Origin of the sequence: Tardiphaga sp., assembly GCF_028290495.1 — a bacterium.
GTDB lineage: Bacteria > Pseudomonadota > Alphaproteobacteria > Rhizobiales > Xanthobacteraceae > Tardiphaga.
In genome coordinates, this window is record NZ_JAQGJT010000024.1 from 1 (window position 1) to 12,393 (window position 12,393).

A 12,393-nucleotide genomic window follows, 5' to 3' on the forward strand; every position below is an offset into this window, starting at 1 on the left:
TATCTCGGCAAGGGCAAGGTCGAGGAGATCGTCGGCCTCATCGCCGGGCACGAGATCGAGCTCGTGGGGATGGATTGCGCGCTGTCGCCAATCAAGCAGCGCAATCTGGAGAAGGCCTGGACCACAAAAGTGCTCGACCGCACCGGCCTGATTCTGGAAATTTTCGGCCGCCGCGCCAAGACCAAGGAGGGCGCGCTGCAGGTCGAACTCGCACATCTGAACTATCAGCGCAGCCGGCTGGTGCGGTCCTGGACCCATCTGGAACGCCAGCGCGGCGGTTTCGGGTTCATGGGCGGCCCCGGCGAGACCCAGATCGAAGCCGACCGCCGCCTGATCGGCGACCGCATCAGCCGGCTCGAGAACGAATTGAAGAAGGTTCAGGCGACGCGGCGGTTGCACCGCGCCGGCCGGCAGCGGGTGCCGTATCGCGTGGTGGCGCTGGTCGGCTACACCAATGCCGGCAAGTCGACGCTGTTCAATCGCCTGACCCGCGCTGACGTCACCGCGGCCGACATGCTGTTCGCCACGCTTGATCCGACGCTGCGCGCGCTGCAACTGCCGCATGGCGGCAAGGCCATGCTTTCCGACACCGTCGGCTTCATCTCCAACCTGCCGACGCAACTCGTCGCCGCGTTCCGCGCCACGCTGGAAGAGGTGCTGGAAGCCGACATCATCCTGCACGTCCGCGACATCTCGCATGAAGACGCCGATGCGCAGCAGAGCGATGTCGACAAGGTGCTGCGCCAGCTGGGCATCGACACTGACGCCAGCGCGCGCATTCTCGAAGTCTGGAACAAGATCGACCGCTTCTCGCCGGATGAACGCGAGAACATCACCAACATCGCCGCGCGTCGGCCGCCGGAGAAGCCGTGCTTCCTGGTCTCGGCGGAAAGCGGCGAGGGTGTCGATGAACTGCTCAACGCGATCGAGGCCCGGCTGGCCGCAACCCGCATCACGCTCGACCTCTCGGTCGATGCCGCCGACGGCGCCGGTGTCAGCTGGTTGCACCGCAACGCCGAGGTTCTGGTGAAGGAACTGCACGAAGGTCAGTTCGATATGGTCGTCCGCGTCGACGAGACCAAGCGCGATATCGTGATGGCCAAGTTCGGTGCCGTGCTCCATCCCGTGGATGACGCCACGGCGTAACGATCAACGAACGCTGGCTTACATGTTCATCGTCGTCCCGGCGAACGCCGGGATCCATCCCCTCCGATGACATGCTTTGCAGAGCTTCGCCACAGGTTGGTTGTTGAAACGCCGGCGTTTCAAATTTGAACTCGGTGTGTATGGGGCCCGGCTCCGCGTTCGCTGACGCTCACTTGGCCGGGACGACAGCGGAGCGTTCGACGCGCTTTGCCTCGTCCCACAACTTATCCATCTCTTCCAAGGATGCCTCCCGCAGCGTGCGGTCCTGCGCGGCGAGCGCCTGCTCGATGTAGCCGAACCGCCGTTCGAACTTGGCGTTGGTGCCGCGTAGTGCGAGATCGGGATCGGCGCCGACGTGGCGTGCGAGGTTGACCAGCGCGAACATCAGGTCGCCGGTTTCGGCCGCGACTTCTTCCGTGTCGCCGCGATCGAGTGCGGCCTCGATCTCGTCGGCCTCTTCACGGATCTTGGCCAGCACCGCGCGGGGGTCGTTCCAGTCGAAGCCGACACTGGAGGCCTTGCGCTGCAGCGCCATCGCTTGCGTCAGCGACGGCTGGCCGGCCTTGATGCTTGCGAGCAGCGAGGAGGGCACCGCATCGCCCGCCGGCTGCCGCAATGCGCGCTCCGCCTTCTCCTCGGCCTTGATGCGCTGCCACGCGTCCTTGACGTCGGACGGCGTGAGCTTGCCGTCCTTGTCGGCGAACACATGCGGATGCCGCCGGATCATTTTCCGCGTGATCGCCTCGACCACATCGCCGAAAGCAAAGGCGTTCTGCTCCTCCGCCATGCGGGCATGAAATACCACCTGCAGCAGGAGATCGCCGAGTTCCTCACAGAGGTCGCCGAGATCGTGCCGCGCGATGGCGTCGGCGACCTCATAGGCTTCCTCGATCGTGTAGGGCGCGATCGTTGCAAAACTCTGCTCGAGGTCCCACGGACAGCCGGTCACGGGCGTGCGCAGCTGCGCCATGATGGCGATCAGGCCGGCAATATCGCGGGTAGGGGTCATGGCACACCAGAACTGAGGGACGACCGTTTCGGTATGCCGCAGGACGGTGCGGCAGCCCAGCGAAAAGGCGCGTCAGGCGCGCCTTTCACAGGCCCGGTGGGAATGCTATGGGCAGCCCATGAACGATACTTTTCACGACCAAACCGCGCTGGTGCTGTTCTCCGGCGGCCAGGATTCCGCGACCTGCCTGGCTTGGGCGCTTGAGCGCTTCGCGCGCGTCGAGATGCTCGGTTTCAGCTATGGCCAGCGCCACCTGATCGAACTCGACAGCCGCGCCAAGCTGCTCGACGGCCTGCGCGCGCTCAATGCCGACTGGGCCGGCAAGCTGGGCGACAGCCATACGCTGGATATTCCGACGCTCAACGTGATCTCCGACACTGCGCTGACGCGCGACGTCGCGATCGAGATGGGAGCAGGCGGCCTGCCCAACACTTTCGTACCCGGCCGCAACCTCGTCTTCCTGACCTTTGCGGCGGCGTTGGCCTATCGCCGCGGCATCACGCATATCATCGGCGGCATGTGCGAGACCGACTATTCCGGCTATCCGGACTGCCGCGACGACACCATCCGCGCCTTGCAGCAGGCGCTCAATCTCGGCATGGCCCGGGATTTCCATTTGCACACGCCGCTGATGTGGCGCGACAAGGCGGCGACCTGGGCGCTGGCGAACGAACTCGGCGGGCAGGGCCTGGTCGACCTGATCCGCGAACACTCCCACACCTGCTATCTCGGTGAGCGGGGCGCCCTGCACGACTGGGGCTATGGATGCGGCCTATGTCCGGCCTGCGATCTGCGCGCGAGGGGCTGGCGCGGGTTCGCGGCGACTGCCGTGTAGAACTTCGCCGTCGCCGCTGGTATTCGGGTCCACCGCGAATTCAGCTGTGGTGATTCCGGGACTCAGCTACTTCTAACGGCATGAACACTCCCGCTTCACGCTCTCAGGCGCTCGCGGCCATCACGGTGGCCGCTGCGATGCTCGTCGGCCCGGGTAGTGCGTTCGCTGCCAATGGCGCCTACGCCGTCGATGCCGCTGATATCTCCGACCTCAACAGCTGCAAGGTCGAAAGCTGGTTATCTGCGGCCACCAATACGGATTTTTCCGCAGTCGCCAATCCGTCCTGCGTGGTCGAGATCACGCGGCCGGTCGAGCTCAGCGTGATGACCAATCGCTATCGCAGCGATGGCGACTGGAGCACCAGCCTTGCGCCGAAGGCCAAGATCAACCTGATCCCGACGGGGATCGGCAAGTTCGGTGTCTCGGCGCTCGCCAGTGGCACCTTCGATGCGCTGACGGGGCAGAACACGGCGATCTTTGCCGAAATTCCGGCGACCTATCGGCTGTCCGAGGTGATGCGGATCAATCTCAACGCCGGCTGGCTATGGGACCGCACCGTGGACCGGCACTATTTCACTTACGGCGTGGGGTTTGACTGGAAGCTGACCGATCTGTTCCAGTACACGATCGAGATGTACGGGCAGGCCGGCCCGTCCGAAATCCGCAGCGTGGTACAGCCCAAATTCCAGACCGGAATTCGCTACCGGCCGAATGAGATCTTCTCGGTCGATCTGATCTACGGCCACAACATCACCGGCGAGAATGCCGACTGGATCACGCTCGGCACCACGGTCCGCTTCCAGCCCACCGACAGCAAACCCGATCGCTCCGGTCATCTGTGATCGTTCGGAAGAATCCGGGCAGGCGGCCTCGCCCCAATAGAAACGCTACCCACTCCGACAGTACGGCGCAGTCCTATATTTTCGTTGCCTGATCCGGCTGGCGTGCTGGAGGGGTGGCGTTCGGATCGAGCAAAGTTGCCCCGCAATCCTTCGGTTGAACGGCGCCGACCAGCGCAATCGCCGCCGCTTCATCCTGGTCGCTGGTGAAACGGAGCTTGTCCACCGTGCATGCGACTACCTGCGGGGATGCCTCTATCTGGTTCATCGAGCACACGAAACCTTTGACGTAGAGCTTGCCGGTGCCGGGGGTGTGAAACCCCGTGCAATACTTTCTAATTCCGTCAGCGGTCACGTCGAACACTACAGCCCGCAACGAACCGTACTTCGTCGTCAGTTCGTGGAAGCTCTCACGGTAAGAAACCTGCGAAGATTTGAGCGCGGACAGTTCATTCAGATCTTCGAGAATGCCACGGCGCAAAGTTCTGGCGACGGATCGACGCTCAATCACCACTGTAATGTTCGCGTCGCGCGTTGCCATCGACCCGGACTGGACCCAATCGCTGCGGGAAATGTCGGGCCGGGTGAAGGCCCGGTGATCTGATGGCCTGCTTGCAAACGCCGTTTGATGGAGGGTGAGCGCCGGCGGTTCTCCTTGCAGTTCGACTGCGCGGGCCTCCGACATCAAACCAATTTGCCAGCTGAAAGCGCCAGTCAACGCTGCAAGCGATAGCACCTGGCATATACGTGTGTTCAAGAAGATCACCGGAGACCGCTCCCATTTCGCATCAGAATAGGCTGCAGATGCTGATATTTTCTTGGTCTATTGATTAAAGGTCGATGGAACGTACCGGGTCGAGTTGGTTCAACACGTAGTTTGGCGGGATCAGGCTGCAGGGGAGAAAATGGAGGCGCAACGCTCTGATGGGATGCGTCGCGATCTTCGATTGGGGTGACAGGCAATGTTGTGCTGGGAGAGCGACGACGGCCTGGCTAGCCGCAGAGCTGAGCATCAATATCCCGGATTCGCATAAGGTATATTATGGAATATATTATCTCAAAATGATCTCAGGGACTTAGCTCAAATTGCTGTCAATTCTCAGCCGACGGTGCTTTTGCCTACGGATAAGCCGGCAGCAATCCATGCGCGGCGAAGCCGCCGTCGACATTGAGAATGTGCCCGGTGACGAAGCCGCTCTTGCCGCTGTCGAGCAGGAAGACTGCGGCGCCGGCGATCTCTTCGGGCTCGGCGTAGCGACGCTGCGGCACGGTCTGCAGCCAAGCCGCGCGGGTCTCGGCGGTGTGCATCGACTGCACCATCGGCGTTTCAAACGGGCCCGGCGCAATGGCGTTGACGCGGATCTGCAGCGGCGCCAGTTCGCAGGCCATCACCTGGGTCATCGTAACGACGCCGCCCTTGGAGGCGCCGTAAGCAGCGCGGCCGATATTGCCGCGCAGGCCCGAGACCGAGGCGATGTTGACGATGGCGCCGCCGCCGTGCGCCCGCATCAGTAATCCGGCTTCGCGTGCCACGGCAAAGCTTCCGACCAGGTTGATGTCCAGTATCTCGCGGAACAGTGCCACCGACGTTTCGAAGAACGGTACGTCTCGGCCTATTCCGGCGGAATTGACCAGGCCGCGGACGGGCCCGAAACCATGCTCGCAATCCCGGATGCCGGCGATGACGCTGGCCTCGTCGGCGACATCCATCACCACGGACCGGGTAACGCCGGGCCGGATCGCATCGATCTGGGCTTGGGCGGCGTCCAGTGCGGGCCGGGTGAGGTCGGCAATCAGCACCTTCCACCCCTCGCCCACCAGCGCCTTGGCGATCGCCAGGCCGATACCTGACGCGCCGCCGGTGACGATCGCTACGCCGTGATCCTTCATGTGGTTTCATCCCGTTCAGACCGCCGGTCTTGCTGCCGGCGACGCGGCGTTGTCGCGCAATGGCTGCCGAAAAACAACGCTGTAAAAGCAGCCGTGCGGCTCGTCACAGGTACCCGCATGGCCGAAAAGGCTTGACCGGGCAGCGATAGCGTGATGACCAGACGGCAAGGGACCTTAAGGTGATCCTACAAGAACAATAGACGTCAGGGAGAGATCGAATGAGCGTTTCACGTCGTACCTTGTTGAAGGCGTCGGCTGCAGCAACCGTATTGGGCGGCGTCGGCATGCCGTTCGTAGCGCGCGCGCAGAGCGCCGAATTTGTCTACAAATACGCCAACAACCTGCCCGACACGCACCCGATGAACATCCGCGCCCGCGAGATGTCGGCCGCGATCAAGACCGAAACCCAAGGCCGCGTCGATCTGCAGGTTTTCCCGAACAACCAGCTCGGCTCCGACACTGACATGCTGAGCCAGATCCGCTCCGGCGGCGTCGAGTTCTTCACGCTGTCCGGCCTGATCCTGGCCACGCTGGTGCCGGCCGCCTCGATCAACGGCATCGGCTTTGCGTTCCCGGACTACGACACCGTGTGGAAGGCGATGGACGGCGAACTCGGCGCCTTCATCCGCAAGGAAATCACCAAGGCCAATCTCGTGGTGATGGACAAGATCTGGGACAATGGCTTCCGCGAGATCACGTCGTCGAGCAAGCCGATCACCAGCCCGGATGACCTCAAGGGCTTCAAGATCCGCGTGCCGGTGTCGCCGCTGTGGACCTCGATGTTCAAGGCATTCGACTCCGCGCCCGCTTCCATCAACATCAGCGAAGTCTATTCGGCGATGCAGACCAAGGTCGTCGAAGGTCAGGAAAATCCGCTGGCGATCATCTCGACCGCGAAGTTCTACGAAGTGCAGAAGTACTGCTCGCTGACCAACCACATGTGGGACGGCTACTGGTTCCTCGCCAACCGTCGTGCCTGGGAAAAGCTGCCCGCCGACCTGCGCGAGATCGTGGCGAAGAACATCAATGCCGCCGGCATGAAGGAGCGCGAGGACGTCGCCAAGCTGAACGCCGGGCTGCGCAAGGAGCTGGAAGCCAAGGGCCTCGTATTCAACGACCTCAAGCCCGAGCCCTTCCGCGACAAGCTGAAGTCGGCTGGTTTCTACAAGGAATGGCAGGGCAAATATGGTGACGAAGCCTGGGCCTTGCTCGAACGCTCGGTCGGCAAGCTAGGCTGATCGAACGCTATGAACGTGAATGACATCGCCGTCGCCGACGGCGCGCCGGGTGTGCAGGAGAGGGGCCCCCTCTCCCGCCGCAACGCCCTGCTATCGACCGTCGAGCATGCGCTGGGCCGCATGGTTGAAATCCCGGCCGCGCTGCTGGTGGTGGCGGAGATCGTCATTCTGTTCATCGGCGTGGTCGCGCGCTACGGCTTCCATCGGCCGCTGATCTGGTCCGACGAGTTGTCGTCGATCCTGTTCCTGTGGCTGGCGATGCTGGGCGCTACCGTCGCGTTCCGGCGCGGCGAGCACATGCGGATGACGGCGCTGGTCGCGACCGCGAGCCCGGCGATGTGGGCGTTCCTCGATCTGATTGCGACCTGCTCGGCGCTGGCCTTCCTGCTGATGATCGTGTGGCCGTCCTACGAATACGCCTACGAGGAAAGCTACATCACCACGCCGGCGCTGCAGATCGCCAACTCGTTTCGCGCGGCCGCACTGCCGGTAGGCATCACCATCATGGCGCTGTTCGCGCTGTTGCGGCTGGTGCGGTTTGGCAATGTGCGGACGGTGCTGACGGCGCTTGGTACCGTGGTCGCGATCATCGCCTTGTTCTGGCTGGCACAGCCGGTTCTGCGGACGCTCGGCAACCTCAACCTGATCATCTTCTTTGTCGGGGTCGTTGGCCTCTGTGTGTTCGCCGGCGTGCCGATCGCATTCGGCTTTGGTCTGGCGATCTTCGGCTACATGGCGCTGACCACCAATACCCCGATGATGGTGCTGGTCGGCCGCATGGACGAGGGAATGAGCCATTTGATCCTGCTGTCGGTGCCCTTGTTCGTCTTCCTCGGCCTGCTGATCGAGATGACCGGCATGGCGCGGGCGATGGTGGCGTTCCTCGCCAGCCTGCTCGGCCATGTTCGCGGCGGGCTGCATTACGTGCTGCTCGGCGCGATGTATCTGGTCTCCGGCATTTCTGGTTCCAAGGCCGCCGACATGGCCGCGGTGGCGCCAGTGCTGTTTCCCGAGATGAAGGCGCGCGGCGCCAAGCCCGGCGATCTGGTCGCCCTGCTCGCCGCCACAGGCGCGCAGACCGAAACCATTCCGCCGAGCCTGGTGCTGATCACCATCGGTTCGGTCACCGGCGTCTCGATCTCGGCGCTGTTCACCGGCGGCCTGTTGCCCGGCGTGGTGCTGGCCTTCACGCTGTCGGTGCTGGTGTGGTGGCGCTACCGCGGCGAGGATCTCAGCCATGTCCGTCAGGCCAGCGGGCGCGAGATAGGCCGCGCCTTCGTGATCTCCCTGCCCGCGCTCGCCTTGCCGTTCGTGATCCGCTTTGCCGTGGTCGAGGGCATCGCCACTGCCACCGAGGTCTCGACCATCGGCATCGTCTACGCCCTGATCGCCGGCATCCTGATCTACCGCCAGTTCAACTGGCGGCGGCTGATGCCGATGCTGATCGACACTGCCTGCCTGTCCGGCGCGATCCTGCTGATCATCGGCACCGCCACCGGGATGGCCTGGGGCCTGACGCAATCCGGTTTCTCCAAGGCGCTGGCGGCGGCGATGACCGGCCTGCCCGGCGGCGGCGCCACCTTCATCGCGGTGTCTATCGTCGCCTTCGTCATCCTCGGCAGCGTGCTGGAGGGCATCCCGGCGATCGTGTTATTTGGCCCGCTGCTGTTCCCGATCGCCCGCCTGGTTGGCGTGCACGAGGTGCATTATGCCATGGTGGTGATCCTGGCGATGGGCATCGGCCTGTTCGCGCCGCCGTTCGGTGTGGGCTATTATGCGGCTTGTGCGATCGGCCGAGTCGATCCAGCGGAAGGCATCCGCCCTATTCTCGGCTATCTGCTGGCGTTGCTGGTCGGTCTCATCATCGTAGCGGTATTTCCGTGGATCTCGATCGGATTTCTGTAAATTGCCTCAGATCAGAACGTTAACCCAAACTTAGGCGAATCTCGGAAACCTCTTTCTCCTAAGTCCTTGCTATATGAGGACAAGGCCACAAGCCTTTGAAAATACGATGGAAGAGTTGACTGATGACAGAATCCCAAGGGCTCTACAGTGTCGGCCTCGACCAGAACCCCGCCAATTTCGTGCCGCTGTCGCCGCTGAGCTTCCTGGCCCGCAGCGCCGCCGTCTATCCTGACCACCTCAGCGCTGTCTATGAAGGTCGCCGCTTCACCTGGGCGCAGACCTATGAACGCTGCCGGCGCTTCGCCTCGTTCCTCGCCGCCCGCGGCATCGGCCGTGGCGACACCGTGGCGGCGATGCTGCCGAACCTGCCGGCGATGAACGAGGCGCACTTTGCGGTGCCGATGGCCGGCGCGGTGCTCAACGCCCTGAACATCCGGCTCGAGCCGGCCTCGATCGCGTTCCAGCTCGATCATGGCGGGGCGAAAATCCTGCTGGTCGATCCCGAATTCTCGGCCGTCATCTCCGATGCGCTCGCGCTGATGACCGGACCGGCGCCTTTGGTCATCGACGTCGACGACGCCGCCTACTCCGGCGGAAACCGGATTGGCGAGATCGAATACGAGGACGCCGTGGCGTCCGGTGATCCCCTCTTCACCAGCGCCTATCCGCTCGACGAATGGGACGCCATTGCGCTCGGCTACACCTCGGGCACGACGGGCAATCCGAAAGGCGTGGTGACACATCATCGCGGCGCCTATCTCAATGCCGTCAGCAACATTCTGGCCGCCGGCCTCGGCCAGCATCCGGTGTATCTCTGGACGCTGCCGATGTTCCATTGCAACGGCTGGTGCTTCCCCTGGACCATCGCCGCCTCCGCCGGGGTCAACGTCTGCCTGCGCAAGGTCGATCCCACCAGGATCTTCGCGCTGATCGCCGAGCACGGCGTCACCCACATGTCCGGTGCGCCGATCGTCTACGGCACGCTGGTCAATGCACCCGATGCGCCGGCCTATGTCGGCGGGCGGATGGTGCAGGGTTCGATCGCCGGCGCGCCGCCGCCGATGGCGGTGTTGTCGGGCGCCGAGGGCATCGGCATCAAGCTGACCCACGTCTATGGGCTTACCGAGGTCTATGGGCCCGCCTCGGTCTGCGCCGAGCAACCCGGCTGGGACGACCTGCCGGCCGATGAGCGCGCCAAACTGAAGCGCCGGCAGGGCGTGCAATATCCGCTGCAGGAAGCCGTCACCGTGCTCGATCCCGCCACCATGCGCGAGGTGCCGCGCGACGGCGAGACCATCGGCGAGGTCATGTTCCGCGGCAACATCGTGATGAAGGGCTATCTGAAGAACGAGAAGGCGACGCGCGAAGCCTTTGAAGGCGGCTGGTTTCACACCGGCGACCTCGGCGTGCTCGATGAATACGGCTACGTCATCATCAAGGACCGATCCAAGGACATCATCATCTCCGGCGGCGAGAACATCTCGTCGGTCGAGGTCGAGGACGTGCTGTACCGCCACCCCGCGGTGCTGTTCGCCGCCGTGGTGGCGCAGCCCGACGCCAAATGGGGCGAGGTGCCCTGCGCCTTCGTCGAACTGAAGGCCGGCGCGTCAGCGACCGAAGCCGACATCATCGCCTTCTGCCGCAGCCAGATGCCCGGCTTCAAGACGCCGAAGTCCGTGGTGTTTAAGGAAATCCCGAAGACATCGACGGGCAAGATCCAGAAGTTCATGCTGCGCGATCAGGCGAAATCGAAGGCGGCGATTTCGGAGTAGCATTCGCCGTGCCACATTCTGTCATTCCGGGGCGCGGCGGCGCCACAGGCGATGACGCGCGCCTCCGGAACCTCGATGTGTGAATCACCTCTGGATTCCCCGCCACTCCAATTGGAGTGGCTGAGGCTCGCTTGCGCAAGGATGCGCTCGCGCCCCGGAACGACAGCGTGGGCTACTCGATCACCAGCCGCATCCCGTCAAACGCCGGAATGACGCCATCCGGCAGTTGCTGGCGCACCGCTTCGTAATCCACGTCGGCGGTCATGTTGGTGATCACGGTTCGCTTCGGCTTGAAGCGCGTCGACCACGACAGTGCGTCGTTGATGCTGAAATGGCTGGGGTGCTGGGTGTAGCGCAGCCCGTCGATCACCCAGAGATCAAGCCCCTGAAGCGCCGGCCAGCTTTCCTCGGGGATGTCATTGACGTCGGGCGTATAGGCGGCATTGCCGATCCGGTAGCCGAGCGCCGGAATGTTGCCGTGCTGCACGAGAAACGGCGTCAGCGTCAGCGCGCCGCCGTTGCCTTCGATGGTGCGGCTCTGGCCTGCCTCGATCGACATCTGGTCGAGGATCGGTGGGTAGTCGCTGCCTTCCGGCGAGACGAAACAATAGGAGAAACGTGGCAGGATATCTTTGGCCGTCGAGGCGTTGAGATAGAACGGAATCCGGCGGCGCTGATGCAGCACGACCGAACGCAGATCGTCGATGCCATGCGTCTGGTCGGCGTGTTCGTGTGTCAGGAACACCGCGTCGATGTGATATACTTCGGCGTCGATCAACTGCTCGCGCAGATCCGGCGATGTATCGATCACCACGCGGGTGATGCCGTGTTCGGATTCCCGCTCGACCAGGACTGAGCAGCGGCGGCGGCGATTTCTGGGGTTGGTGGGGTCGCAGGCGCCCCATCCCAGCGCCGGACGCGGCACGCCGGCCGAGGATCCGCAGCCGAGAATGGTGAGCGTCACCGTCATGCAGCGGCATCCATCGGCGGCACCTTGCTGAACAGGCGGAAGAAGTTTTCCGTCGTCTGCTTTGACAGCTCTTCCAGCGAGACGCCGCGGGTTTCCGCCAGCACCTTGGCGGTCTCGATGACATAGGCCGGCTCGCAGCGCTTGCCGCGAAATTTCCCGGGCGCGAGGTACGGTGCATCGGTCTCGACCATGATGCGGTCGGCGGGAAGCTCGGCGGCGAGGTCGCGCAGCTCCTGCGATTTCTTGAAGGTCAGGATGCCGGTGAAGGAGATCGACAGGCCCAGATCGATCGCCAGCATCGCGAGGTCGCGGCCGCCGGTGTAGCAGTGCAGCACCGCGCGGAAGGCGCCCTTCCCCATCTCGTCTTCGAGAATGCGGCCGCATTGTTCGTCGGCCACGCGGGTATGGATCACCAGCGGCAATCCGGTCGCACGCGCCGCTGCGATATGCGCGCGAAAGCCACGCTCCTGCGCGGCATTGAAGTCGGTGCCGTAGAAATTATCCAGCCCGGCCTCGCCGAGCGCGACCACCTTCGGATGCTTCGTGAGTTCGATCAGCTCTTCCGCGGGAATGCCGTCTTCCTCGTCGACGTGACCGGGATGCGTGCCGACCGAGCAGTACACATTCGGAAAGCGTTCGGCGATCGCCAGCAGGCCCGGCAGCCGCTTCACCCGCGTGGAGATCGTCACCAGGCGGCCGACACCGGCGGCTTCGGCGCGTGCGACAATGCCGTCGAGGTCGTCGGCGAAGTCCGGAAAGTCGAGATGGCAGTGGCTATCAACGAGCATG

Annotated in this window: 11 protein-coding genes; 6 read left to right on the plus strand and 5 right to left on the minus strand. The window is 63.5% G+C overall.

What is annotated here, in order from left to right; all coding sequences use genetic code 11:
- A partial coding sequence (gene hflX / locus JWQ24_RS04050; RefSeq protein ID WP_299804673.1) for a GTPase HflX occupies positions 1-1,146 on the plus strand: 1,146 nt, incomplete at its 5' end.
- 169 nt (positions 1,147-1,315) lie between these two features.
- Here the strand turns inward: hflX and mazG are convergent.
- Positions 1,316-2,155 (minus strand): nucleoside triphosphate pyrophosphohydrolase, encoded by an 840-nt coding sequence (mazG, locus tag JWQ24_RS04055; protein ID WP_299804675.1) that lies wholly within the window; start codon positions 2,153-2,155, stop codon positions 1,316-1,318.
- 118 nt (positions 2,156-2,273) lie between these two features.
- On the opposite strand from mazG, the gene queC reads away from it, so the two are divergent.
- Together queC and JWQ24_RS04065 are read left to right on the plus strand one after the other, a co-directional pair.
- On the plus strand, positions 2,274-2,990 hold the full coding sequence (gene queC / locus JWQ24_RS04060; RefSeq protein ID WP_299804678.1) for a 7-cyano-7-deazaguanine synthase QueC: 717 nt from the start codon (positions 2,274-2,276) through the stop codon (positions 2,988-2,990).
- A gap of 137 nt (positions 2,991-3,127) precedes the next feature.
- Entirely contained in the window at positions 3,128-3,832 is a 705-nt protein-coding gene (locus JWQ24_RS04065; RefSeq protein ID WP_366521410.1) for a hypothetical protein, read from the plus strand.
- A gap of 73 nt (positions 3,833-3,905) precedes the next feature.
- On the opposite strand, the gene JWQ24_RS04070 is transcribed toward JWQ24_RS04065, so the two are convergent.
- Together JWQ24_RS04070 and JWQ24_RS04075 are read right to left on the minus strand one after the other, a co-directional pair.
- A complete protein-coding gene (locus JWQ24_RS04070) occupies positions 3,906-4,595 on the minus strand; it encodes a hypothetical protein (protein WP_299804684.1) in 690 nt (229 codons plus the stop codon).
- A 353-nt stretch (positions 4,596-4,948) separates the two neighbouring features.
- On the minus strand, positions 4,949-5,719 hold the full coding sequence (locus JWQ24_RS04075) for an SDR family oxidoreductase (RefSeq protein WP_299804687.1): 771 nt from the start codon (positions 5,717-5,719) through the stop codon (positions 4,949-4,951).
- 218 nt (positions 5,720-5,937) lie between these two features.
- On the opposite strand from JWQ24_RS04075, the gene JWQ24_RS04080 reads away from it, so the two are divergent.
- From JWQ24_RS04080 to JWQ24_RS04090, 3 genes are all read left to right on the plus strand, one after another.
- Entirely contained in the window at positions 5,938-6,957 is a 1,020-nt protein-coding gene (locus tag JWQ24_RS04080; RefSeq protein WP_299804690.1) for a TRAP transporter substrate-binding protein, read from the plus strand.
- Between the two features lie 120 nt (positions 6,958-7,077).
- Positions 7,078-8,862 (plus strand): TRAP transporter large permease subunit, encoded by a 1,785-nt coding sequence (locus JWQ24_RS04085; RefSeq protein WP_299804866.1) that lies wholly within the window; start codon positions 7,078-7,080, stop codon positions 8,860-8,862.
- Positions 8,863-8,984: 122 nt separating this feature from the next.
- Entirely contained in the window at positions 8,985-10,634 is a 1,650-nt protein-coding gene (locus tag JWQ24_RS04090) for an acyl-CoA synthetase (RefSeq protein ID WP_299804692.1), read from the plus strand.
- Positions 10,635-10,806: 172 nt separating this feature from the next.
- On the opposite strand, the gene JWQ24_RS04095 is transcribed toward JWQ24_RS04090, so the two are convergent.
- Together JWQ24_RS04095 and JWQ24_RS04100 are read right to left on the minus strand one after the other, a co-directional pair.
- On the minus strand, positions 10,807-11,604 hold the full coding sequence (locus JWQ24_RS04095; RefSeq protein ID WP_299804695.1) for an MBL fold metallo-hydrolase: 798 nt from the start codon (positions 11,602-11,604) through the stop codon (positions 10,807-10,809).
- Positions 11,601-12,392, minus strand: a complete 792-nt coding sequence (locus tag JWQ24_RS04100; protein ID WP_299804698.1) for a TatD family hydrolase — start codon at positions 12,390-12,392, stop codon at positions 11,601-11,603. Before JWQ24_RS04100 ends, JWQ24_RS04095 begins: the two co-directional genes overlap by 4 nt.
- Position 12,393 lies beyond the last annotated feature (1 nt).

Bases quoted from the DNA above. Each gene is read 5' to 3' on its own strand.
- mazG (WP_299804675.1), bottom strand. From the start codon at position 2,155: ATGACCCCTACCCGCGATATTGCCGGCCTGATCGCCATCATGGCGCAG.
- queC (WP_299804678.1), top strand. From the start codon at position 2,274: ATGAACGATACTTTTCACGACCAAACCGCGCTGGTGCTGTTCTCCGGC.
- JWQ24_RS04065 (WP_366521410.1), top strand. From the start codon at position 3,128: ATGCTCGTCGGCCCGGGTAGTGCGTTCGCTGCCAATGGCGCCTACGCC.
- JWQ24_RS04075 (WP_299804687.1), bottom strand. From the start codon at position 5,719: ATGAAGGATCACGGCGTAGCGATCGTCACCGGCGGCGCGTCAGGTATC.
- JWQ24_RS04080 (WP_299804690.1), top strand. From the start codon at position 5,938: ATGAGCGTTTCACGTCGTACCTTGTTGAAGGCGTCGGCTGCAGCAACC.
- JWQ24_RS04085 (WP_299804866.1), top strand. From the start codon at position 7,078: ATGGTTGAAATCCCGGCCGCGCTGCTGGTGGTGGCGGAGATCGTCATT.
- JWQ24_RS04090 (WP_299804692.1), top strand. From the start codon at position 8,985: ATGACAGAATCCCAAGGGCTCTACAGTGTCGGCCTCGACCAGAACCCC.
- JWQ24_RS04095 (WP_299804695.1), bottom strand. From the start codon at position 11,604: ATGACGGTGACGCTCACCATTCTCGGCTGCGGATCCTCGGCCGGCGTG.
- JWQ24_RS04100 (WP_299804698.1), bottom strand. From the start codon at position 12,392: ATGCTCGTTGATAGCCACTGCCATCTCGACTTTCCGGACTTCGCCGAC.